Origin of the sequence: Lysinibacillus sp. FSL R7-0073, from assembly GCF_038009065.1 — a bacterium.
GTDB lineage: Bacteria > Bacillota > Bacilli > Bacillales_A > Planococcaceae > Lysinibacillus > Lysinibacillus fusiformis.
Genome location: NZ_JBBPAS010000001.1, coordinates 4,101,278 through 4,124,955 on the forward strand (window position 1 = coordinate 4,101,278; position 23,678 = coordinate 4,124,955).

The window sequence follows — 23,678 nt, forward strand, 5'->3', positions numbered from 1 at the left end:
ATGATTGATCTTAGCGCCTTCTTCCTATATAAACCTTTAATTAATACTAGCACTCGCAATCGCAATTTTGTAAACTATCCAGTAACTTTTCCATAGCCTCTAGTTGTTCACAAAGCGTTTGAATCATGCATTTTAGAATGGGGATTAATTCTTGGCAAATACAAAATCTCAGCACATTTTGCGCTAATCGTATTCCTCCCTGATGATGGACAATCATTTCCCTTAAGTAGTTGATGTTAATGCTATTGGAAACTGGTGGTGCACACATTGCATTAAACATAGCTTCCGTAATTTCTTTATACGCACACATATACTCGTATAATTCATACTCTGAATTTTGTACAACACAGCATCTATTTTGTAGCGCTTCAAGACTTTCAAGCATTTCTGTATGTGTTCGGATGATTTCTAATGCAAGATTTTGTACAGGAATATTTGTTGTGAAGCGTAAAACATTTTCTGACATTTGAATTGCTGCTATTTGATAAGGGATGATTTGCTTTATAAAATTTTCTGAAATACTACAAGTAATGGTTACATAGGTCATGCCCTGCATCATCTTTTTGAGGATGCGTTGATATTCCTCTAAATATATCTGTGTAACATTACTAAGTTCAATAGGTCTAGCCATTAGACACACTCCTTTCAGAGTAATGTATGCCCGCTAGGTTGTTGTGCGATAGACAATTGTACCAATTGCGCAATTTTTACAGGAACGTCATGATAGTTATAAGTTATACTGACTCTTCTTTATATGTATCCAAGCATGCTTGGCAAATACATGTATTCGCTTTTGTATTATTTAACAATTGCTCTGGAAACTTCCGTGTCATACACCAACATTCTTTTTCCTCTTTGGCGACACCACAATGATTTTCTTTCCCACATCGTGGGCATCTCTTTTCCGACATAGTCTAGGGCCTCCCTTTCTTTTCCCATCATTGTAAAGGAAAAAAGGAAGAGCCCTCAAGACCTTACTCCTCCCCAGTCACTATTGATGCTTGTGAATTTCTTGTTTCACTTCATCAATATTTGTGTCACTATATATAGCCGTCCCATGTCCGCCCTGTTTAGCCAATAATGCTTTGACTTCATTGTAGGATAATCCTGCCTCGGTATTTTTCTGCTTCACTTCATGAATATCTGTGCCCGAAACTGTGAATTGACCTTCTCCATTTTCTCTATTCATTGTTCACTACCCCCTACAATTCATCCGGCTGTAATTCAATCAATTCATCGCCTTCTCTTTCCACCCTCTTATTAAGCTCCTTAACAGGGATAGCATCAACAGTTTGCATATCTTCATGCAAATCGAAAAGACTTATTGTATCTGATTCAACCATGTCAGGTTTGTCTTTACTATTTAAATTCATAAATATTTTCTTTTCATGTGGTATTTGTTCTTTATCCATCATGCCACACTCCTTTCTTCTTTAATGTGTGTAAAGATGAACAGATTATGTGTCTTTCCTATTAGCACTTTTATCGATGCGATGATATTCAGAAATTTGAATGACACGTACATGCCTGGTATGCAATTCATGATAAATGCCTCTGCTATCTGTAAAGGAGATATATTGATCGCGTTCACTCTTTACCAATTTCTCTGCTTCTTGCTGCGACTCGATAAAGATAAACCTTCTGATATAATGTATTTCATCAAAAAAATACGTAATTTTAAATTCCCTCATGAGATATGCTCCTTAACAATACGATGTTATTACTTATTCTATCCAAAGTCCTTAACAATCCATAACATCATTCATAAGTAGCATATAGTATAATCATAACCTGTATAAAGGAGGGATGGACGTTATTCATACCGTTAAACCCGGGGAAACATTAACTCAAATTTCTCGTGATTATCGTACACCAATGTCTTCCATTATTGCAGCCAATCCAGGCATTCAACCAGACATTCTTTACGTCGGTCAACAAATTATAATACCTGGCTTTCCTGATCCCGAGACGATCCCATACCATATTGAAATTTCTACAGAAAATCGTTGGCTACGCCTCTATAGAAATAATACCCTTCAAAAGCAATACCCAATAGCAGTTGGACGTATGCTACACGAAACACCCGTCGGCAGTTTCATTATTATTAACAAGGATCCAGATCCAGGCGGCCCATTTGGTACTATGTGGATGAGTTTATCAAAGGAACACTACGGGATTCATGGCACGAATGATCCTAGCTCCATTGGGCATGCTGTTTCTCATGGTTGTATCAGAATGCAAAATCCAGATGTTGAAGAATTGGCTAGTATTGTTCCTATCGGGACTGAAGTAGTGATTCATCCATAATAAATAAGGCTATCTATTGTGTGATAGCCTCCTCGCTTTCATTTATCCTTCTCCTCTTGACTGTGCAAGCTTCATTAAGTAGTATTGCTCTTCACGCCACATATGATCCGCCATAGGTGCGGTAAATGTACCTAAAACCTCTGCACTCAATTCCATCTCTTCTAACTCTTTTAAAAATGTTTTGAATAATGTCATTTCTAACTCAACATCCTTATTAAACCTGCTTAAAGCGGGGAAGGAATGCATATTCGTTCGTAAATAACCTGTTAATTCTACTGCTTTTAAATAAAATTGTTCAAAGTGTTTGGCAAACTCATTACTCTTTTGCCTCAATCTTTTTTCGACCCCATCTAAATCATCATGAATAATACCTGCGTGTCCTGAGGCATCCAATAGCCAAATTAAATGATGGTGAAGCTCATGAAATATTGGTGGTACTTCGCCTTTTTTTAAATAACTGAGCACATTTTGAAATTCTTCAAGTTCATTAACCATATGATTGACAAATGTTGGTGTTAAATGAATCCCAATATCTCCTGACAATTGATGCCTCAGTAGATGGAGTTTAAATTGTTTAAACTGCTCGACATTGTCATCAACGGTTGTCGAGAAAGAGATTGCATTGGCACCATCAATAGATGGCACATAGGTAAGCAGTCGAGTGAATTGTTGGATAAAATTTGTTGCCCTTTGAATATCATCTTTTTCAGAGGGATATAAAGCATCATGAATAAATTGCGCATGATTTTGCATGATTTCTAGCCAAAACCTATGCTCGAAAATTGCATGTTGCACAAAATTAGACAGGGTTAAACCTCCTTTGTTTTCTTAACTTTAAAAGAAGCATGATGCTATCGTGCCAATTTTAAGTCCCCTCCATTCTATTCTTCATGAAATACAAATAGTAGTCTTCAGATCATCATGATCCATTTCGTATAGGATGAAACACTAAAAGCTATACTACCAATGGCTAAAGAAATTATTAGATGGAGTTACAACTTTAGGAGGGAGTATTTTGTCCACAAAGAAACAGTTATTATCCATTTTTGCCTTAGGTGGCATTAATGAAATTGGCAAGAATATGTATGTAGTTCAATATGCAGATGATATGATCCTTATTGATTGCGGAGCAAAATTTCCAGATGAAACGTTGCTCGGTATTGATTTGATAATCCCTGATATTACCTATTTGCTTGAAAATAAAGAAAAAGTTAAGGCTTTAATTGTGACGCATGGACATGAAGATCACATTGGGGGTATTCCATATCTCTTAAAAAAATTAAACGTTCCTGTTTATGCTACTCGCTTCACTTTAGGGCTGATCGAATTGAAGCTAAAAGAACATAAGCTGCTCAGAGAAACTGATTTAATTGAAATACATGCTGATTCAGCACTCCATTTGGGAGAAATTGGTGCAAGCTTCTTTAGAACTAACCATAGCATACCCGATTGCTTAGGAATCGTCCTTGCCACACCTGAAGGAAATGTTGTGCATACGGGCGATTTCAAATTCGACTTAACCCCTGTAAATAACCAATTTGCAGACATTCATAAAATGGCAGAAATCGGGTCAAAAGGAGTGCTGGTTCTAATATCAGAAAGTACGAATGCAGAACGGCCAGGCTTAACACCCTCAGAGCAACTTGTTGGACATCATATTGATGAGGCCTTTTTCCATGCTGAGCGCAAAATCATCATCTCAACCTTTGCCTCAAATGTGAATCGTATTCAACAAATTGTGCATGCAACCATTGCTGCTAATCGAAAGCTAGCCTTATTAGGTCGTAGTATGGTAAATGTTGTAGATGTCGCTATTGAACGAGGTTATTTATTTGTTCCTGATGATCTGTTAATTGATGCGCGTGAAGTCAAGTACCTTCCCCCTGAGGAGGTAGTAGTACTATGCACAGGTAGTCAAGGAGAACCGTTAGCAGCACTCGCTCGTTTAGCAAATGGTAACCATCGGGAAGTTAAGGTTTTACCTGATGATTTGGTTATTCTCGCCGCGTCTCCTATTCCAGGCAATGAAAAAGGAGTTTCTCGCATTGTTGATCATTTATTTCAACTTGGCGCAAAAGTCATATATGGTTCTTCCAATCATACGGGAATGCATGTTTCAGGACATGGCTATCAAGAAGATTTAAAACTTATGCTGACATTTATGAAACCACAATTTTTTATTCCAATTCATGGTGAATTTCGTATGTTGCATCAGCACCGATTATTAGCTGAGTCTGTTGGTGTTCAAAAGGGTAATACGTTTATTATGAAAAATGGTGATGTTGTGGATATTGAAAATGCCACAGCAAGACAAACACGCAAAGTTCCATCTGGGGATACGTATGTGGATGGAATCGGCATAGGTGAAGTAGAAGGTATTGTTCTGCGTGATCGCAAGCAGCTTTCTGAGGACGGAATGTTGGTCATTGTCTTGACCCTTAGCAAAGCAGATGGTGCTATTATTTCAGAGCCTGATACTATTTCTCGTGGCTTTGTGTATGCAAAGGATTTCGAGGAGCTATTAAATAAAGTGAATGTCCTGACTAAAGAAATAATCATCGAGTTGCAGCAAGAAAGTAGACAAATACATGTCTTAAGGCGAGAAATAAAAAAAGCAGTAGGTCAGTATTTATTTACACAAACAAAACGGAAACCTATGATTTTACCTATCATTATTGAAATTTAAGCAGTCGGTGCGAGGATTTTTAAATCCACTACGCACCGACTGCTTTATGTTATTTGCTACATAAGCTCTGAAAAATATGATACTGTTGCAAATCATTCAAAAAATCACCATTAAAAATATAATCTAGCATAGCTGTATAGAGATAATTCAATTGCTCAAATCCTTGGTGTAAGCTGTCGGAATGCTGCTTTGCTTGTCTGGAAATATTATCAAAATGCTTTGGTAGTTCCTTAACTGCAGTGATTAATGAACCCTTATTCTTTAATAATTGTTCAACAGCATTTAATAATTGAACTACTTTATGCTGAATGGCTATAGAAGGTAAATCAATCATTAAACTATAGACATTACATCTCTCATTATTGTTCTGATACCATTTAATAAAATGAAATAAATAGTCACCGATTAGAATTGATTCATTCGGTATGATTGCAATGATATCATGGCTAATACATACATCTGTTTTACATTGATATATATACGTTTCCTTTAAATTCATTTTATTTAGAACGATACTTTGAGCGGGCACAAGTGAAAAAGAAAATTGTTCTTTCAACGTACTATCAACCTTTGGCAAATGACTAGTATCATCCTCCATCGATAATTTCTTTAGCGCTTCTTCAGTTATATAAGGAATACCATCCCTAGCAAAACGTTTTTTACTCGTGACCACCTTCCCAATTTTAATTTTTGCTACCTCTTCTAACAAATATTTCACCTTGCTTTCATCCTCCAATCTTACGTCCTACTTTGTAAACTGCCCTATAAACATTCACTTTCGATTTAATCCTAATAGCTTCGATTAGGCCATTTGACTAAGGAAAGTGACTACTCTAAAATTGTACCATTTTAATGTAACATTTTCTCTATTATACCACTATAATAGTATAGTCATTTCCGCTATTTTTCACTAGCTTTTAACATAGAGGTGAATCATATGTCAGACTTTTTAAAGCTAGTAGGTGAACAACTCCGTATTATTAGATTATCTAAGGGGCTAAGCCAGGAAGAAGTGGCCGAAAGAACTGGGAAATTGGGTTTCAGTAAAGGGAGAGTTTCCAATATTGAGCACGGACAATCTAATATAACCCTAAGTACATTAGAAACACTTATGAAGGCACTAGATATCCCTCCTGAGGAGCTTTTTAATTTTCAAAAATTATCTGGCGTTACTGATATTGAGGAAAAGAACCTCATGCTAGACATTCATCGATCATTATTAAGAGAACGCAATTTAGACGAAGTTAAATATGTAGTTCGTATTACAAAGGATTTTTTAGATACGATTGATTCACAGTCAAAGAAAAACAGCCCCAATGGTCAATGACATTGGAGCTGTTTCTTCACCTATATAAAAATTACATACCAAACTTTTGACGATAGCCACATTTTCTACAAAGCTCTTCAACAGCCTCTCTTCTTGAAAAGCCATCGATTATATTATTAGCACGTTCCCCGTCCACTATTTCTGAGAACGATTTTTCATGAACATTTCCTAAATTAATGACCCCTTCGCCATCTAAGCAGCAAGGTACTACGGTACCATCTACAAGAATCGCAGCCTGACTACGAAGTGCGTGACAAAAGCCTTTGCCTTCATCTTCTGGCTCCAGTAAGCTAGGCCATCTAAATTCATGATCCTGATTCAAATAAATATTCGGGCCGATTTTCACCCCCTTACCAGGCTCTACTTTTTCCTCGATGCGATAATCAAGATTATACTCATTTTCTAGTATTTCTAATGTTTCGCGGTTGCGACGTGCTGCAACATCCGAAACATGGTCTTGTTGTAAATTCCATAAGCGGTAGGAAATAATCGTTTTGTATTCTCTAGACTCCCGTACAAAGTCTAAAATATCCCCTAAATATTTTTCTCTGTTTTCCGAACCTTCATGCCCATCAAAGCTATGTAGAGAAAAGTTTATTTGACGTAATGCTGGTTTTCCTAATATTTTTTCACGGTTTTTCTTAATTAACGTACCATTCGTTGTAATATTAACCTTAAACCCTTTCGCATGAGCCGCATCCAATAATTGATCAATCCGTGGATGTAAAAGGGGTTCTCCCTTTACATGCAAATAAATATATTTTGTGTGTGGTCGGATTTCGTCCAATATTTTATTAAATTGCTCTACTTTTATGAGTCCCTTTGCTCGCGCTGTAGGTGGACAAAAACTACATGCTAAATTACAAACACTCGTTATTTCTATATAAACCTTTTTAAATGTTTTCAACTTTCCTTCACCGTTCCAGTTCACTAGATATTCAAATCCCATTCATTTTAACAAATTTATAGGATAGATAGCAAAATTCGAGTGTTTCTCTCTAGTGATTATGGCTACACGTACAAATGAACTTTAAAAACTGTAATATCTTATTAGTATTAGTATCAATAGTCGAAAGGAGGACAAACGATGCAAAGTTTCAATTCTAGAAAATTTAATGAACCTGAGGAACCCGAAAACGATTCTACTGAAAAACATGCTAGAAACCATATTACATTCAATTTTACATTCAATATAGGAAATACAGACTTCCATTTTGAGCAACGCGCAGAAGGCGGAGGACAAATCAATGAGGATGTGGGGACAAATGCCAATCAAGGTGGTCAAAATGCTAGTCATGGCAGTCACACACGCAATGTAAATTCTCAGTTCACAGATGGTAATCGCCGTAGCGGTATAGCTGGGAATGATAACAACGAAGCTGGTGAACAACAAGATATAAAGGTACGGGACAGCTTAGTAACTGATAGCGATATTCATTCCTCATCTAATCATAGTAAAAGCCATGAAAAGGACAATGATTTATTAACGGAAGAATAGAATTAAAAACTTCTATCTGTTCATTCACACGCTCAACAGATAGAAGTTTTTTGTTAAACATTTCGTTTATAGTTTTTAGTCCCATCATAGGAATACAACATCGGTTTACCATCCACATATGTCTCTAAATGCACCGGACGGCCCCACAACTGATATATATAAGGTAACACATTTTCTAAATAGTGAGGATCTAGCTCCATGCCTTCATAGCCATGCATTAAATAGAGCTCTCCATTTCGTAAATAATCTCCATTTTTCACTAAAATATAGGGGAATCCACCGTTAACCCGCATTGAAACAAGCTGATCTCGAACCGTCTCATGATCTTTGTCGGTAATCCGATATTCATTCCCTTTCTTTTGAAATAAATATAAATCCTCACGCTTCGCTAAGTCTTTTGATAAATAATTACGAATAAAGGAAATATCTGACTCAATCTCTCTTACTTCAAATATTTTTTCCCGTCCCGTGTTCGGCTGTACACCTAACCGCTTCATCTCATCAGTCGGGTTGTTATAGCGATTTTCTATATCCTCAAAAATTTTAATGCCAAGGTAATATGGATTAATGGATGTTTTAGAGGGCTGCACAACTCCTGCATTTAACTTGGCATATTCGATAGTTTCTGGAGTTGTTAGGTTCAACTCCCGCATAATTCGTTGATGCCAAAAAGATGCCCAGCCCTCATTCATTATTTTCGTTTCTAATTGCGGCCAAAAATAGAGCATCTCTTCACGCATCATTGTTAATATATCTCGTTGCCAATCTTCCAGCTCGCGGCTATGTTCCTCTAAAAATAATAAAAGATCTTTTTCTGGTTTTGGCGGGAACTGCTTTAATCTCCGTCTAATTGGTTTATACACTTTATCTTTTTCTTCTAAGCTCCATAAATCATCATATGGTGATTTTATTGGAGCCTTTTCTTCCTCTAGCTCATCTTCCTCACTCCAAGATAGCTTCGGTCTCATAATAGATGGATCAATATGTTCCTGAATAGCTAAAACGGCATCCAAAAACTGCTCAACCTCATCCTTACCGTATTCTCTTTCATAGCCGGCAATTCGTTCAGCCGTCGCTGTCATACTCTCTACCATATCTCTTCTTGTGTTGGAAAAACGTACATTATTCTTAAAGAAGTCACAGTGTGCTAAAACATGGGCGATAATCAATTTATTTTGCGTTAATGTATTCGTATCAAGTAAAAATGCATAGCATGGGTTAGAATTTATAACGAGCTCATAAATTTGACTAAGCCCTAAATCATATTGAAGCTTCATTTTATGGAATTGTTTTCCAAAACTCCAATGGGAAAAACGAGTAGGCATTCCATAGGCGCCGAATGTATAAATAATATCGGCTGGACAAATTTCATAGCGCATTGGATAAAAATCTAAGCCAAAACCTGAGGCAATTTCGGTAATTTCATCTATTGCTCTCTGAAGCTCTTTTGTGTCCATTTTACGCCCCCTCCCTTGAACGTTGATACTAATACAACTTCCATATCATTCCTCATTTTTCTTAAAAAAGCTCTTTAAAGCATCATAAACATCGCCTTTTTTTCTCAAAATATGATATCTAAATTTCGGATCATCAATTTTTTTATAGGTATACATAAGTGTCGAGAAGCGATTATGTTGATTGACTTCTCCATACCCAAACATGCTGGATACATCCATCAATTCAGCCACTAGTTTCAAGCACTTTTCATTATCCATTGAAATATTTTCACCATCTGAAAAATGAACAGGATAAATATTGTAGCGTGATGGAGAGTATTTTTCCTTAATTAATTCCAGTGCTTTTTTGTAAGCCGAAGAACAAATAGTTCCTCCACTTTCTCCCTTTGTGAAAAACTCATCTTCTGTAACTACCTTTGCTTCTGTATGATGGGCAATGAACTCAATTTCAACCGTTTCATATTTGGATCGTAAGAATTTTGTCATCCAAAAGAAGAAACTGCGAGCACAATACTTTTCAAATGCTCCCATCGAGCCACTCGTATCCATCATGGCAAGCACTACCGCTTTCGACTCTGGCTTTACCACTTCATCCCATGTTTTAAAACGTAAATCATCATTATGAATAGGTGTAATTTCAGCTTTACCGTGCATCGCATTGCGTTTTAATGCATTTAAAATGGTGCGCTTTTTATCCACATTACCCATTAACCCTTTTTTTCGAATATCATTGAACTCTATTTTTTCAGTGACGATTTCTGCCTTTTCCTTCTGCTGCAAATTAGGTAGTTCCAACTCGTGGAATAAGACATTTTGAATTTCCTCAATACTGACTTCCGCTTCATAATAATCTTGGCCAGGCTTGTCACCTGCCTCTTTTCCTTTACCTTGTGCTTGGTTTGCTTTACTGCCATCCCGTGCCACTACATCACCAATATTGCTATCTCCTTGTCCTTGCCCTACATGCTTAGAGTTATCATAGTTATATCGAATTTTAAATTCATCAAGTGACCGTATAGGTATTTTTATAACCTCGCGTCCATTAGACATCACAATACTTTCTTCACTAACTAAATCAGGTAAATTGTTTTTAATCGCATCTTTCACTTTTTCCATATGTCGTTGTTGGTCCTGGTGTCCTTTACGATGGAGGGACCAATTTTCCTGAGAGATAACAAAGCGTTTATTTTCGTGTTCAGTCATTTTTATCCTCACCCATCTATCAAATTCGCTTTTTCTATACTATGCTTGAGAAGCACTTTCTTGAACGTTTTTTATAAATTCAATAATTCATTCCCTAAAAACCCTTCATTTTGATAGTAAAAGGAGTGCCCTAATTGGGACACTCCTATCTGACTTGGAACAATAATAATTGTTTATCGATTCAACAGGCTTCCTACATATTGCAGCAACTCGTTAGCAGATGTTGTATTATAGCCATGCTCATCAACAAGTCTTGCGACTACCTCATTAATCTTCTTGAGTTGCGATTCATCCGGCATTTTTGATGAAGTTGTAATTTTCACTACATCTTTCAAATCGGCAAATAATTTCTTCTGAATGGCTTCTCGCAATCTTTCGTGAGAGTTATAGTCAAAACGTTTTCCTTTTCGTGCATAGGCAGAAATACGAATGAGTATCTCCTCACGAAATGCCTTCTTAGCATTTTCTGAAATGCCAATTTGCTCTTCAATCGAACGCATTAATTTTTCGTCTGGGTTCATTTCCTCCCCAGTAAGCGGATCAAATAATTTATTTTTATTACAAAACGCCTCTACATTATCAAGGTAATTGTTCATCAATGTTTTCGCTGATTCTTCATAGGAGTACACAAAAGCCTTCTGTACTTCATTCTTCGCAATTTCATCATACTCTCTGCGGGCAACCGCAATATAGTTCATGTATTTCTCACGATCCTCTTGAGAAATGGAAGCATGCTGATCCAATCCATCCTTCAAAGCTCGTAAAACATCTAATGCATTAATAGATGGCACCTCTTTGCGGATAATTGCCGATGAAATACGATTAATAATATAGCGCGGATCAATACCGTTCATGCCTTCATTAGGAAACTCCTTTTTCAGTTCCTCTAAGTCAACGGAATTAAATCCCTCCACATTTTCTCCGTCGTACAAGCGCATTTTCTTAATCAGATCCACACCTTGTTTTTTCGGAACCTCCAATCTTGTAAGAACCGAAAAGATTGCTGCGGCCTTTAAAGCATGCGGCGCAATATGAACATGGGACATATCACTCTCTTTAATCATCTTTTCATAAATATGCTCTTCCTGACTCATCTTTAGGTTATAAGGGATAGGCATAACAATAATACGGGAATGTAATGCCTCATTCTTTTTATTAGAAATAAAGGATCGATATTCGGTTTCGTTTGTATGAGCTACAATTAACTCATCCGCACTAATTAATGCAAATCTTCCTGCTTTGAAATTGCCCTCTTGCGTTAAAGATAATAAATTCCACAAGAATTTTTCATCCAGCTTCAGCATCTCTTGGAACTCCATCATTCCACGATTAGCTTTATTGAGCTCCCCATCAAAGCGATATGCACGGGGATCTGATTCAGAACCAAATTCGCCGATTGTGGAGAAATCAATACTTCCTGTTAAATCGGCAATATCCTGGGATTTCGGATCAGAAGGTGTAAATGTTCCTATCCCTACGCGTTTATCTTCAGAAAAAGAAATTCGTTCAATCATCACGTTTTCAATACGTCCTTCGTATTCCTTTTCAAGACGCATCGTATTTAAAGGCGATAAACTTCCTTCAATTCTTATGCCATACTCCTCAAAGAAATCATTACACAAATGATGTGGAATTAAGTGCAATGGGTCCTCATGCATTGGACATCCCTTAATTGCGTAGACCGCACCCTCGTCTGTACGAGAATATTGCTCTAACCCGCGTTTCAATAAAGTAACAATTGTTGATTTACCACCACTAACTGGTCCCATTAATAATAAAATACGCTTTCTAACATCTAGCCTGCGTGCTGCTGGATGGAAATATTCCTCCACCAGTCTTTCTATTGCTGTTTCAAGCCCAAAAATTTCATGTCCGAAAAATTTGTACATTTTTTGCCCATCGCGTTCCTCTACACCAGCACTTTTTATCATATTGTAGACGCGTGAATGGGCTGTTTGAGCAACTTCAGGTCTTTCCCTAATAATGTTTAAATACTCTGCAAATGTACCTTCCCACTTCAGCCTATTTTCTTCTTCGCGATAGCTTTTCACTTTATCTAAAATGTTAATAGCCTTCCCTCCATTCAGGGCTTGATTTATAACATAGTATGAAGTAAATGACATGATGATACCGATTACTTTTTCTTTAGTGAAGTTTCTTCTTATTATGGTTTTTTTTATTGCCAAAAAAACCGGGAAAACATTGTCTAAATCGTAAGGAAAAAGCTTTCTGGAATGAAGATAAAAATTTCGGTTATTCTAAACTTTAGAAAGGAGGTCTATCATTGCATCATCATTTTAAGTTGTTTTTAACATTCATACTTTTAGGAATTACACTCTACCCGACTGCCTCGTTTGCAAAGGAGGAAGCAACGGAAGAAGAAATTATGCAGCAGCGTATGTCTTATTATGTACAATTTGATGAATTGCTCATCCCTTGGCATTTTTTAGCTGCTATTGATCAATATGAGAGAAATTTACAATCCGTTCGAAAAGATATCCCTAAGCGAGATGGCTATTTGTCCATTCAATTTTCTGATGAATATTGGTCTGGCGCATTAAATCCTGTAAAGGAAGACAGCAAACCCGAAACAATTAGCTATTTTGGAGGAATGGGCCTAGACGGAAATAATGATGGAATTGCTAGCCCTAAGGACGATGAGGATGTCATCTTCTCAATGGCAAGTTTCTTAGCTAAGTATGGAACAACTGATGAGGATTTTAAATTAGCCTTATGGGAGTACTATGGCAGCGAAGAAGCAGTTAATCAAATTTTTACCATTTCTACTTTATACAGACATTATAAAACCATCGAGCTTGATGCACATACCTTCCCACTTAATATCCGCTCTACTTACAGCTATCGAGGAACATGGGGCGCCAATAGAGGTTGGGGTGGACGTCGTATACATGAGGGAACTGATATTTTTGCCAATTATGGAACACCTGTATTATCTACCTCCTATGGGGTTGTCGAAGTAAAAGGTTGGAACCAATTTGGCGGCTGGCGTATCGGCATTCGTGATAATCATAACTCCTATCACTATTATGCCCACCTTGGAAGTTATCATAAGGACATTGAAGTAGGCACAATTGTGGAGCCCGGCACTGTGCTCGGCTATGTTGGAAGCTCTGGTTATGGCAAAGAAGGTACATCTGGAAAATTCCCACCTCATCTTCATTATGGCATCTACAAATTTAATGGAAGAACTGAATGGGCATTTGATCCTTATCCTTCTTTACTACAGTGGGAGCGGCAGGCAAAAAGTAAAAAACAATAAATATATGATTCAAGACACTTGAGGCATTTCGCTTCAGGTGTTTTTTCTTTGCAATTAGGAAATTTCACATAATTATGTTAATCAACCGTCTATCAGCTGTACATATTTTACTATTCGTAAAAGAAAAATAATTATACTGTTGAACTAAAAAACTATTTTTAATTATTTTTACCAAATGGCTTATTAATCTATCTAAATAGTTATAAAATAAAAGTTGTTATTCAAAATACTCTATATGGAGTTAGGTAAAGGGATGGGGAAATGAAAGGCATTTATCAGTTTAAAACACTTAAAGCAAAAATTTTAAGTGCATTTATACTTTTGTTAGTTTTAGTCGTTAGCTTTACAGCTTACACTTACACTTCCAATACAGCTATGGAGAAACAAGCAAAGGCTTTAGTAAAGGAAGATTTAGTAGTACTCAATGCAAGTAACAATTTAGCACTCTCTATGAGTGTCCGATTGTCAGCAGCCTTAAACTATGTGTTAACCGGCGATGAAAAATATAAGGAAACGTTTAATGAGTATCGTCAAATAGCTGAGGATAATAATGCGCTTCTAGACAAATATGATACATCTGAGGAACGCACTAAAACTGTAGAACTTGCACGTGATTGGAGCCAAATTGTGAAGACAGAAGTATTCGATGTCTATCAACAGGGCAATAAGGAACTAGCTTTAGAAAATTTAATGGATACACAAAATCTCGTGTCGAGCGTACGTAATGGCTATGAACAGCTCGCTAATGACCGTGAAAAAGCTATTACAGCTGTTGGTAATGATGTTATAACAACGAGCTCTACCAATCGTACGATCGGTATTATTTTCAGCTCTATCTTAACGATTATTGGTATTCTAATCGCCATTGTTACAGCTAGTACGATTTCTAAGCCCATTAAGGTAGTAGCAAATCGTATGAAGGAACTAGCAGATGGTAATTTACAGCTAGATCCATTAACTGTAAAAACACGAGATGAAATTGGAACGTTAATGTCTTCAGCAAACGAGATGAATGTTCAATTAAAGCAAACCATTCAATCCATCTATACGGTTTCTGAAACGGTAGCAGCAAGTAGCGAGGAGCTAGCGCAATCTTCCAATGAAGTACAGGCAGGTACTGAACAAATTACAGTGACTATGCAGGAGCTAGCTTCTGGCACAGAAACGCAAGCCTCTACAACAGGTGATTTAGCAGAAACGATGACAGCGTTCAAACGTAGTATTCAAGAAACAACACAAGAAGGTACCGAGCTAAAAGAGCATTCTAGCCAGGTTCAAGATTTAACGATTAGTGGCAAAAACTTAATGATTCAATCTACACAACAAATGGCCGCTATTAATGAAATAATGTTAGATTCCGTGAAAAAGGTGGAAAATTTGAATGATCAGTCTGCTGAAATCTCCAAACTGGTTTCTGTGATAGATGATATTTCCAGCCAAACCAATTTACTCGCTTTAAATGCAGCTATTGAAGCAGCACGAGCAGGTGAACATGGGAAGGGCTTCGCCGTTGTAGCAGATGAGGTCCGCAAGCTTGCCGAACAAGTACAATTCTCAGTAACTGATATTTCAACAATCGTCAACCGTATTCAAGGTGAGACAGGTACTGTCACTACTGCCTTACAAACAGGCTATGAGGAAGTCAAAAGAGGAACAGCACAGCTTGATCAAACAAGTGAAACATTTGAACAAATATCTAGTGCTGTAGAGGATATGATTGATAATATTACAACTATCTCGGATAATTTAAATCAACTAGCTGATGGTTCAGAATCGATCAATGCTTCTATTGATGAGATGGCCTCCATTTCACAGGAATCCGCTGCTGGAGTTGAGCAAACGACAGCGACTGTGGAGGAAACGGCCGCTACTATGGATGAAATAGCTCGAAGCGCTAATCAGCTCGCTGGATTAGCCGAGGAATTAAATGGCCAATTAAAACAGTTTAAAATTTAAAAGAACGATGTTAAAAGCTATCTCAATTTTTTCTAGATTTGAGATAGCTTTTTTTGTTTTCATTATTGCCAATGTCTAATTGGAACTCTTTCCAGCTCATGGCGCTTAATAATGACACTTATCTTTTGAAACCATTTCTCACATAATTCCATTGCTTCTTCATATTCTTCCTCATCTCTCGCTATAGGATGTTCACCCTGATCCATAAATATATACTCTAAAATAGGCTCTGATAAATGATCGACTACAAACTTTAATGATAGTTGTGAAACAGTATCATCCTCATCATCTTCCTCTTCTTCTGCTAAATCTTCCTCTTCCCCTAACAACGAGCTGCTCATTAAGTAATTTTTAGTTCGGAGGACGAACATTTCATCCTCCATCATAGCTACTTCATAGATTTTACTAAACGGAATTTCTATTATTTTAAGTTCATCCTCTAATTCTTCCCTTTGAGCGAAGATGAGCATATTTGTATGTTCGTTTAACAATAACCCCTTTAAAGCGTCCTCTGATAATAGGCATTGAGTGTGAGGGATCGCCTTCATCTCCTCCTCACTAGCTTCCTTCATTTGTGCATACTTTTGTGATTCCACATAACGCTCTTTTATATACCGAATAATTCCTATACTCACTAAAGCTAAACCGATTAAAAAAAAGAGCTGCTTAATAACAGCTAGTTCAATCGCATTTGCTAGAAAAAGATAGATGATCCCTAATAAAATGAAGAAAATAATTATCAAGTATATCCCGCCTTTATGAAGATAATCGCTAGAGAAATAGTTTAATGTACTAGCAATCTATTCATGAATCTATCTTTTCATACTTATTTCTTCATCATAAAAAAACATGAGATCGATGAATGTACAAGGATCTCATGTTCTCTATTAGCGACCGACTAATTCTTCTTTACTGCTTACGTCGTCTAGTGTTTTATCTTTTTCTATTTTGTGCATCTCAAGGACATGCTGTGATGGTGGCACTAGTAGGCTTACGACTACAATAGTAATCCCCGTTATAACAACGCCCGAAAATACAGGTGCCTGCCATAATTCATTTAATAGACCAATGAATCCTTCTGATTGAATGGTCAAACTAGGCACAAATGTCAATGAAGTAACAATGTAATAGATTAGGCCAACGGAAATACTTGCCCATACGGCAGGTGTACTCACACGTTTCCAAAATGGTCCTAAAACGATTGGCCAGAATATCGTTACAAAAATAACATCCCATGCTAAATACGCTAAATCAATAACCTTTTGAAAGCTTACCGCTAACACTAGCCCTAGTAAAGCACTTGATAGAATGACAGAGCGTGAAAATCTTAGCAGCTTTTTAGGATCAGGGTTACGATTAATAAAATCTAAATAAATGTTCTTTGTGACAATTCCCGAAGTCGCTACATAGCATGCGGCTACCGTAGACATCCCCATAGCTGCCATGGCTGTTAAAAAAATTGCTGCCAAAAGCGGTGGGAAATAACCTTGTGCAAAGGTAAGCATCAATGTTTCTGGGTTAGTACTATTAGGATAAATAGATTTGAAAGCTTCACCTAACATTCCTGGAATCCAGCTGATAGCAATAACTATAGTTCCCGCAATGATCATACTGCGCTGAGCTACTCTTGGACTTTTCGCCGCTGCTACCCTTTGACCAAGGTCAACAGCCGGAATGTCCCCAAGTGCTAAGACAAGATATAGCGTCCAAAACTCGGCTCCTGCCTTCTCAAACAATGTATGAATATTCCACCACTCAGGGTTAAAGGTCACGTCTGGATAGTAAAATAAAATAAAGATAGTAATTCCTAGAATCCCTGCTACGGCAAGTGCACCCTGTACAATTTCTGTATAAGCGACTGCCCATAAACCACCTATAACCGAATAGATGGCTGTTAACGATACAAATAGAAGTGCTGCAGGAATGAAGTCAATTTGTAATAGCTGCTGAATAATATATGTACCACCGACTGTTAATGCTGCCGCATTAAACACACCAAAGGCAATGGCCATTACGATACCTGTATAGGCGCCTAGTTTTTTACTACCATAGCGTAAGCCATAGTAATCTGCTAATGTCCAGCCCTTTAAACGACGTAGTGGTTTTGTCCAAATGATTGCACCAAGAATCATACAAGTTCCTAAGCCACCCATTGTTGCTGAACCTTCAAAGCCTCCACTCGTATAGCCTGAGCCAACTGCTGCAAAAAAGAATGGAGCAGCTAATAAAGCCGCGACTAAACTTCCTGTGACAACAGAGAGAGGCATACTCCATCCAGCAACAATTAAATCCTCTGCGGTGTTGACACGCTTGTACCCTTTATAGCCAATATAATAAATAAATAGTAAGTATAAGCTAAAGATGATTATATTTAACATGCTCGTACTCCTTAGTTTCCATTATCCGTTCATTACAACGCCACCATTAGGTGTTAATATTTGACCTGTATAGAAATTAGCATGCTGAGAGGCTAAAAATAACACACTTTTGGCTATTTCTTCTGGCTGTGCTAAACGTTTTAATGGGTATTTTGCCGATTCTTCCTCCACATAGTTGTCTCCAAACTCTTTTAAAATGTCCGTAAAGGTACCACTTGGAGCTACTGCATTGACAAGTATCGACGGTGCTAATTCTCTAGCTAAAGCTTTTGTAAAGGCATTAATAGCACCTTTAGCGGCAGAATAATGCGTAAACTCTTCACAGCCTAAGCTCCCTATATCAGAAGAAATATTAATGATTTTCCCTGTATCGCGTTCTTTCATTCTTTTAGCAGCTTCACGGCAATTATAGAAGCATCCATATAAATGAACCTTAATCATTTTGTCCCATTGCTCATCCGTCAAATCAGTAATGCTTGATGCCTGTGCAAACCCAGCATTATTCACAAGAATATCAATTTCTCCAAAATGCTTGTCCATATATTGATACATGTCTTGCACTTCCTGAGATTTAGAAACATCTGCATGGAAGGTCAACGCTTTAACACCAAACTTTTCAGCTTCCATACGAACTGCCTCTGCCTCATGCTCATCCCCAATATAATTGATTAAAATATTAGCCCCATGTTGGGCAAAGCCTAATGCAATGGCTTTGCCGATCCCTTTACTAGAGCCAGTAATTAAAACATTTTTCCCTGTAAAATTAATATTCATCTTAATCATTCTCCAATTTGAATTTTGTCACAAGTGCTTGAAGCTCTTCTGCTGTTTGTCCAAGAGCTGAGGAAGCATCTTTCACTTCCTGCATTGTCGTTAACTGCTCTTGTGTAGATTTGGAAACATTAGAAGAAAAATCAGCCGATAATTCTGCAGATTGTTTAATGTTATTAACAGATGCAGCCACTTCCTCCGAGGAGGCAGAGATTTGCTGAGAGGCTGCCGAAATTTCACGTATTTGATTTGCCACTTCTTCAGAGGAAGTAAGAATTTCCTTAAAGATCTCTCCCACCTCATTAGTAAATGTCATACCTACTTTTACATCTTCTTTTCCTTTTTCCATAACAGTAAGAGAGGCATTAGAATCTGACTGAATCGAACTAATTAAATTATAAATTTCAGTTGCTGACTGTGAGGATTGCTCAGCTAGTCGTCTTACCTCATCAGCTACAACAGCGAAGCCCTTCCCATGTTCTCCTGCTCGTGCCGCTTCAATGGCTGCGTTCAATGCTAAAAGATTTGTTTGGTCTGCAATAGCCGTAATTAAGCTGACAATGTCACTAATTTTTTTAGTATTAACATGTAAGCCGTTAATCGTTGTGCCAATTTGCTCAACTGATTCATTGATTAATTCCATTTGTGCAATGACTTGATGCACAACTTGATTGCCTCGTTCAGATGCTTGTGATGCTGAAATAGAAGATTCTGCCGCTGTATTAGCCGAGTCAGCAATTTGTTGGATACCAGTTGCAGTCTCCTCCATAGCAGCTGCTGTTTCCTCTGTCATTGTCATAGAAGCTTCTGCATTTTGGGTAATTTGCTTCACATCATTGGCAATATTAGTAGAGCTGTTATATGTCTCACCAGCGTTGACCGTTAATTGAGTCGCTGCTGAAGAAACGTGATTCGAAGTATTTCTGATGTTTAAAATAATATGTTGTAAATTAGCAACCATTGTTTGAATAGATGCTGATAAATTGCCGATTTCATCTTTAGTAATATCTAAATCAACATTTATTAGCTCCCCATTTGCTACTTGGTTTGCTACATTTACAACTTTTTGAAGTGGCTTTAATAAACGATCTATAATTATGTAAACTAAGACTAATAAAATTAAAATTCCGATAATTGCAATGACAATTTGCTTAATAACACTTGCTTTAATAATGGTATTGATATAGTCCGCAGAATAATCAATTCCTAATAGCGCTATCAATTGACCATTATCATCGTGAATGGGGCTGAAAACTGTTCTCCAGGAACCAAAAGGATCCTCGAATATATCTGTTACTTCAGTACTATTATTTTGAATAGCTAATTTTGCTGTTTCAACATGCTCATTCGCTAAATCGGTAAAAATTTCTCCTGCTTCATAGACCTCATTCAAATTAGATGTATAGCCAATCGGATTGACCCCACCTTCATCCTGTACATCCCAAATATAACTCCAACTCATAATACCTTGTTGTTCTTGAATCATATCGAGTTGTTTTTGTATCTTCGTAAATTTGGCGTTCGTTTCTCCTTTTTCAGACAATAAATCCTTCACTTCATTACTATCTAAATTCATTGCTGTTAACAAACCAACGCTTTTTAATTCTTGTTCCAAATCAACAGTCATTCGATTGTTTAATTCTTTAATACTTTGAGTAGTGATGACGGCTATAAGCAATAACACAACAATGGAAACCGTCAGTAAAAGTTTGTTTTTTAATGAGATGTTTTTCCATAACTTCATGACTTTTTTCCTCCTTATACGTTTTTTTGCAAATAAAAAGCCTATTCCGAAAGAAATAGGCATAAAAAGAACTAAAACTAGAATTTAATGGATAAAACTAGCACTCTTTTGCAACCTAGCCATCTAAGTAATTATTCCCTTAGACCTGTAGCTTTGCATCTTTACTTTTTAGTAAATTTGCCTATCTTTTCCCTCCCAAAATTAACACAATGGGAAAAAGTAGTCAATGCTACCAATATAAAATATACATATTTTATACTACTTCATTACTTGTTATTCAAATTTATTGGGCAAAATAAAAACAGCTACAACATGTATTCATGTCACAGCTGCATATTTTCCACTTACCCCTAAGTGTTTGAATAATTCATACGTTTTGTGTAATCAGTAATACGGATGGTATAAAGGAAAGAGTAAACATAGCCATATACCATAATGAAGTACGTCTTAATGAAAAGCGAACTTTTTTTCGTTCTGCATAAAAAATATCTAACATAACCGCAACAATAAAAGGCATTGTAACACATGCAATAGCTACTAATAAGATGTCAAAATAAATCATACAAGCACCCCTTTGTTTGTGAACATTTTTCATCTTTTTTGTGAACATTTTGTGATAATTTGATTGTACACAATTCCGTCACAAAATGTCAACTAATTTAAAAGAAAAAAATGGTACTTTATGATTGATTCTCGCTATATTAGCGCATTATTCTCTATATTTATATGTTAGGCCTCTTAAGAAATTACGAACAAATGAATCGCCACATTCTTTATAATTACGATGACTTGGGTTTCTTAAAATCGCACCTAATTCACCTTTTGTTACTTTAATCCCTCCATCATATAATATTTCAAGCATGTCCTCCGTTGTTAAAGCTAAGGCAATTTTCACTTTCTTTAAAAGCATATTATTTGGGCTTTCTTTCCCCGAGACAGGTAATGGACCTTCTGGCTGTCCTTCCTTTGGCTTTTGAGGACCTCGTTTAAAAGTAATGAATCCATTCAAAAAGGCTTCTACCATTTTATTATTACATTTGATGTATTCTTCTGGTGCTTCTTCCTCATCATTAACCTTAAGAAGCATGTTTAATATTTCTTCCTTCGTATAAGCCATGCCACCTAGCTTAAATATTTCCACCATATCTGCATTTTTTATATCTAACGCGTAGCGTAAACGAATGAGAATATCATTATTCGTCATTGATAAATTCCTCCTTTTAATCAACCTTCTTTAGCAAAGAGCCAGGCTTTATTATAACAGACAGTTTGCTCATTTTAGCTTGATTTCCACAAGTTGTTGCTGTTAGCAATTAGCGTGTGCGTTTCCTTCTTTTAAAATGTATGAAAAGTTTGTAGGCAACCATTCTATATGCAAGGAGGTGAGAATAATGGCTAATAATAATCGTAGCTCAAATAAACTTCTAGTACCTGGTGTACAAGAAGCCGTGAATCAAATGAAATATGAAATTGCACAAGAGTTTGGCGTTCAGCTTGGGCCAGAAGCATCTTCTCGCGCTAATGGTTCCGTTGGAGGAGAAATTACAAAACGCCTCGTGGAAATCGCTGAGAAACGTTCAAAAGGTTTATTATAATAAAAAAACTAACAAGAAAAGAACGAATCCCTCTCCTTTTGAAGAAGTGGAATTCGTTCTTTTGTAATGGTTAGGATTAAGCTGTTTGCAAGTCCTCAGTCGAGCCTTTTAGCGTTAGCATGACCATAAAGGAAATGCCATATAGCGCTGCTAAGTAAATCATAACGACTGTCATATCATAGCTTTGTAAAATATAGCCGACAAATATTGGTGAGAATCCTCCTATTGCTCGACCAAAGTTAAAAATTGTATTTGTTGCTGTACTACGAATTTGCACTGGATAGAAGCTACTAATTAATGCACCGTAGCCAGCAAACATCCCATTAGAGAAGAATCCTACAATTGCACCACCTATTAATATAGCTACAGCTCCTGTCGCAAAGGAGTATAGAAATACGGCACATGCAGAGGCCAATAAAAAGATACCAAATGCACGTTTCGCACCAAAACGATCCATAAATCTTCCGAAAGCGAGCATGCCGATAATCATGCCGACTGCAGTACTAATTGTCCACAATGCTGAGCTTGAAACAGATAAACCTTGCGATTTTTGGAGCATGGATGGGAGCCAGATCATCAGGCCATTATAGCCTGCAATTTGAACAGTTGCCATTAATATTAAGGTTAGGGTCGTCATAGTGACACGAGGTGTTGCAAATAGCTGTGCCAATTTCCCTTTTTTCTCCTTATTACTTTGATTGTTTTGTGACGCCAGCCATTCTGGTGATTCATGAAGATTTTTTCGTACGATAAAGGCAAAGATCACTGGTAATACGCCAACAAAGAACAGTGCTCTCCATCCTAATGTCGGTAAAATAACGGCGCTTAATAAAGCTGCTAATATGACCCCGTATTGTGCCCCTACACTCACATATGAAGATGCTCTTCCTTGTTTATTTTTTGGCCAAGCCTCAGCGACAAGCGCCATTCCGATACCGTACTCCCCACCAGCACCTAGTCCAGCGATAAATCTATATACATAAACTTGTTCAATACTTGTTGCTACTCCTGTTAGGGCAGTACCGATTGCAAACAATATGATAGTATATGTGAATACTTTTACCCGACCATACTTATCTGCAAGCACACCAAAAATAATCCCACCTAAGAGCATACCGATATTCGTGATGGATGAAATTAATCCACCCGTTGCCAGATCAATGTTAAATTCTGCAATAATCATTGTCATTGCAAAAGAAATAAACATAATGTCCATTCCTTCTAGCGTTAACCCGGCCACTGAAGCGACCACGGTTTTTTTTCGATAATCCATTCTTTCTAACCTCCAGATTTTTGTTATCTCTCTCTTTTAGCGTTCGAGTGAATGGATTAAAGCTGTCCTGTCCATTCTCTTTTGAAGCCTCACGGGACTTCCTTTAAAAGAGGTGTATTTGAACAAAAATAAAAGCCCTTTAGTCAGAGAAGACAAAAGGGCATGCCAAAGCAAAGATATTATAAGCCTAAGAATATCATGTA

Annotated in this window: 25 protein-coding genes and 1 riboswitch; of the genes, 7 read left to right on the top strand and 18 right to left on the bottom strand. The window is 37.1% G+C overall.

Annotated elements, in window-relative coordinates; all coding sequences use genetic code 11:
* Positions 1–46: 46 nt before the first annotated feature.
* The 5 genes from MKY88_RS20675 to MKY88_RS20695 all read right to left on the bottom strand — a co-directional run bounded on the left by MKY88_RS20675 (position 47) and on the right by MKY88_RS20695 (position 1,691).
* The gene (locus MKY88_RS20675; RefSeq protein WP_008173590.1) at positions 47–631 is read right to left on the bottom strand and encodes a DUF305 domain-containing protein; all 585 of its coding nucleotides are present in this window, start codon (positions 629–631) and stop codon (positions 47–49) included.
* A 103-nt stretch (positions 632–734) separates the two neighbouring features.
* Positions 735–911 (bottom strand): cysteine-rich CWC family protein, encoded by a 177-nt coding sequence (locus MKY88_RS20680; protein ID WP_328200029.1) that lies wholly within the window; start codon positions 909–911, stop codon positions 735–737.
* An 80-nt stretch (positions 912–991) separates the two neighbouring features.
* A complete protein-coding gene (locus MKY88_RS20685; protein ID WP_193833138.1) occupies positions 992–1,189 on the bottom strand; it encodes a gamma-type small acid-soluble spore protein in 198 nt (65 codons plus the stop codon).
* Positions 1,190–1,202: 13 nt separating this feature from the next.
* Positions 1,203–1,415, bottom strand: a complete 213-nt coding sequence (locus MKY88_RS20690; protein ID WP_414673987.1) for a hypothetical protein — start codon at positions 1,413–1,415, stop codon at positions 1,203–1,205.
* A 42-nt stretch (positions 1,416–1,457) separates the two neighbouring features.
* Positions 1,458–1,691: a hypothetical protein gene (locus MKY88_RS20695; RefSeq protein ID WP_258269981.1), complete on the bottom strand. Its 234-nt coding sequence runs from the start codon at positions 1,689–1,691 to the stop codon at positions 1,458–1,460.
* Positions 1,692–1,806: 115 nt separating this feature from the next.
* On the opposite strand from MKY88_RS20695, the gene MKY88_RS20700 reads away from it, so the two are divergent.
* On the top strand, positions 1,807–2,307 hold the full coding sequence (locus tag MKY88_RS20700; RefSeq protein WP_328200026.1) for a L,D-transpeptidase family protein: 501 nt from the start codon (positions 1,807–1,809) through the stop codon (positions 2,305–2,307).
* A 42-nt stretch (positions 2,308–2,349) separates the two neighbouring features.
* Here MKY88_RS20700 and MKY88_RS20705 read toward each other — a convergent pair whose 3' ends face one another.
* On the bottom strand, positions 2,350–3,114 hold the full coding sequence (locus tag MKY88_RS20705; RefSeq protein ID WP_069482698.1) for a DUF2935 domain-containing protein: 765 nt from the start codon (positions 3,112–3,114) through the stop codon (positions 2,350–2,352).
* A gap of 208 nt (positions 3,115–3,322) precedes the next feature.
* On the opposite strand from MKY88_RS20705, the gene MKY88_RS20710 reads away from it, so the two are divergent.
* Complete coding sequence (locus MKY88_RS20710) at positions 3,323–4,993, top strand: ribonuclease J (protein WP_328200024.1); 1,671 nt, start codon at positions 3,323–3,325, stop codon at positions 4,991–4,993.
* A gap of 49 nt (positions 4,994–5,042) precedes the next feature.
* Here the strand turns inward: MKY88_RS20710 and MKY88_RS20715 are convergent, their stop codons facing one another.
* Complete coding sequence (locus MKY88_RS20715) at positions 5,043–5,711, bottom strand: hypothetical protein (RefSeq protein ID WP_328200021.1); 669 nt, start codon at positions 5,709–5,711, stop codon at positions 5,043–5,045.
* Between the two features lie 219 nt (positions 5,712–5,930).
* On the opposite strand from MKY88_RS20715, the gene MKY88_RS20720 reads away from it, so the two are divergent.
* The gene (locus MKY88_RS20720; RefSeq protein WP_031416838.1) at positions 5,931–6,320 is read left to right on the top strand and encodes a helix-turn-helix domain-containing protein; all 390 of its coding nucleotides are present in this window, start codon (positions 5,931–5,933) and stop codon (positions 6,318–6,320) included.
* A gap of 31 nt (positions 6,321–6,351) precedes the next feature.
* Here MKY88_RS20720 and MKY88_RS20725 read toward each other — a convergent pair whose 3' ends face one another.
* Entirely contained in the window at positions 6,352–7,227 is an 876-nt protein-coding gene (locus MKY88_RS20725) for a radical SAM/SPASM domain-containing protein (protein ID WP_069482701.1), read from the bottom strand.
* Between the two features lie 180 nt (positions 7,228–7,407).
* On the opposite strand from MKY88_RS20725, the gene MKY88_RS20730 reads away from it, so the two are divergent.
* On the top strand, positions 7,408–7,818 hold the full coding sequence (locus tag MKY88_RS20730) for a hypothetical protein (RefSeq protein ID WP_328200020.1): 411 nt from the start codon (positions 7,408–7,410) through the stop codon (positions 7,816–7,818).
* A 53-nt stretch (positions 7,819–7,871) separates the two neighbouring features.
* On the opposite strand, the gene MKY88_RS20735 is transcribed toward MKY88_RS20730, so the two are convergent.
* The 3 genes from MKY88_RS20735 to MKY88_RS20745 form a co-directional block, all read right to left on the bottom strand.
* Positions 7,872–9,275, bottom strand: a complete 1,404-nt coding sequence (locus MKY88_RS20735; protein ID WP_328200019.1) for a SpoVR family protein — start codon at positions 9,273–9,275, stop codon at positions 7,872–7,874.
* A gap of 45 nt (positions 9,276–9,320) precedes the next feature.
* The gene (yhbH, locus tag MKY88_RS20740; protein WP_069482704.1) at positions 9,321–10,478 is read right to left on the bottom strand and encodes a sporulation protein YhbH; all 1,158 of its coding nucleotides are present in this window, start codon (positions 10,476–10,478) and stop codon (positions 9,321–9,323) included.
* A 173-nt stretch (positions 10,479–10,651) separates the two neighbouring features.
* Positions 10,652–12,547 carry a PrkA family serine protein kinase gene (locus MKY88_RS20745; protein WP_445669185.1) on the bottom strand — a complete coding sequence of 632 codons (1,896 nt, stop codon included), beginning with the start codon at positions 12,545–12,547 and terminating at the stop codon, positions 10,652–10,654.
* Positions 12,548–12,762: 215 nt separating this feature from the next.
* Between MKY88_RS20745 and MKY88_RS20750 the strand changes: the two genes are divergently transcribed.
* Positions 12,763–13,758 carry a M23 family metallopeptidase gene (locus MKY88_RS20750; RefSeq protein ID WP_069482705.1) on the top strand — a complete coding sequence of 332 codons (996 nt, stop codon included), beginning with the start codon at positions 12,763–12,765 and terminating at the stop codon, positions 13,756–13,758.
* 261 nt (positions 13,759–14,019) lie between these two features.
* Complete coding sequence (locus MKY88_RS20755; protein WP_328200017.1) at positions 14,020–15,714, top strand: methyl-accepting chemotaxis protein; 1,695 nt, start codon at positions 14,020–14,022, stop codon at positions 15,712–15,714.
* Positions 15,715–15,776: 62 nt separating this feature from the next.
* On the opposite strand, the gene MKY88_RS20760 is transcribed toward MKY88_RS20755, so the two are convergent.
* The 6 genes from MKY88_RS20760 to MKY88_RS20785 form a co-directional block, all read right to left on the bottom strand.
* Positions 15,777–16,457: a hypothetical protein gene (locus MKY88_RS20760; RefSeq protein WP_328200015.1), complete on the bottom strand. Its 681-nt coding sequence runs from the start codon at positions 16,455–16,457 to the stop codon at positions 15,777–15,779.
* Positions 16,458–16,601: 144 nt separating this feature from the next.
* The gene (locus MKY88_RS20765; protein WP_340814595.1) at positions 16,602–18,092 is read right to left on the bottom strand and encodes a sodium:solute symporter family protein; all 1,491 of its coding nucleotides are present in this window, start codon (positions 18,090–18,092) and stop codon (positions 16,602–16,604) included.
* A 21-nt stretch (positions 18,093–18,113) separates the two neighbouring features.
* Positions 18,114–18,866 (bottom strand): SDR family NAD(P)-dependent oxidoreductase, encoded by a 753-nt coding sequence (locus MKY88_RS20770; RefSeq protein ID WP_069482709.1) that lies wholly within the window; start codon positions 18,864–18,866, stop codon positions 18,114–18,116.
* A 1-nt stretch (position 18,867) separates the two neighbouring features.
* Entirely contained in the window at positions 18,868–20,607 is a 1,740-nt protein-coding gene (locus tag MKY88_RS20775) for a methyl-accepting chemotaxis protein (protein WP_340814597.1), read from the bottom strand.
* Between the two features lie 106 nt (positions 20,608–20,713).
* A riboswitch (cyclic di-GMP riboswitch) is annotated at positions 20,714–20,799 on the bottom strand.
* 175 nt (positions 20,800–20,974) lie between these two features.
* Positions 20,975–21,169, bottom strand: a complete 195-nt coding sequence (locus tag MKY88_RS20780) for a hypothetical protein (protein ID WP_069482711.1) — start codon at positions 21,167–21,169, stop codon at positions 20,975–20,977.
* 147 nt (positions 21,170–21,316) lie between these two features.
* Positions 21,317–21,811 carry a YehS family protein gene (locus MKY88_RS20785; RefSeq protein WP_340814598.1) on the bottom strand — a complete coding sequence of 165 codons (495 nt, stop codon included), beginning with the start codon at positions 21,809–21,811 and terminating at the stop codon, positions 21,317–21,319.
* A gap of 187 nt (positions 21,812–21,998) precedes the next feature.
* On the opposite strand from MKY88_RS20785, the gene MKY88_RS20790 reads away from it, so the two are divergent.
* The gene (locus MKY88_RS20790; RefSeq protein WP_008173624.1) at positions 21,999–22,202 is read left to right on the top strand and encodes an alpha/beta-type small acid-soluble spore protein; all 204 of its coding nucleotides are present in this window, start codon (positions 21,999–22,001) and stop codon (positions 22,200–22,202) included.
* 76 nt (positions 22,203–22,278) lie between these two features.
* Here the strand turns inward: MKY88_RS20790 and MKY88_RS20795 are convergent, their stop codons facing one another.
* Positions 22,279–23,475 carry an MFS transporter gene (locus MKY88_RS20795; protein WP_328200007.1) on the bottom strand — a complete coding sequence of 399 codons (1,197 nt, stop codon included), beginning with the start codon at positions 23,473–23,475 and terminating at the stop codon, positions 22,279–22,281.
* Positions 23,476–23,678: the final 203 nt, after the last annotated feature.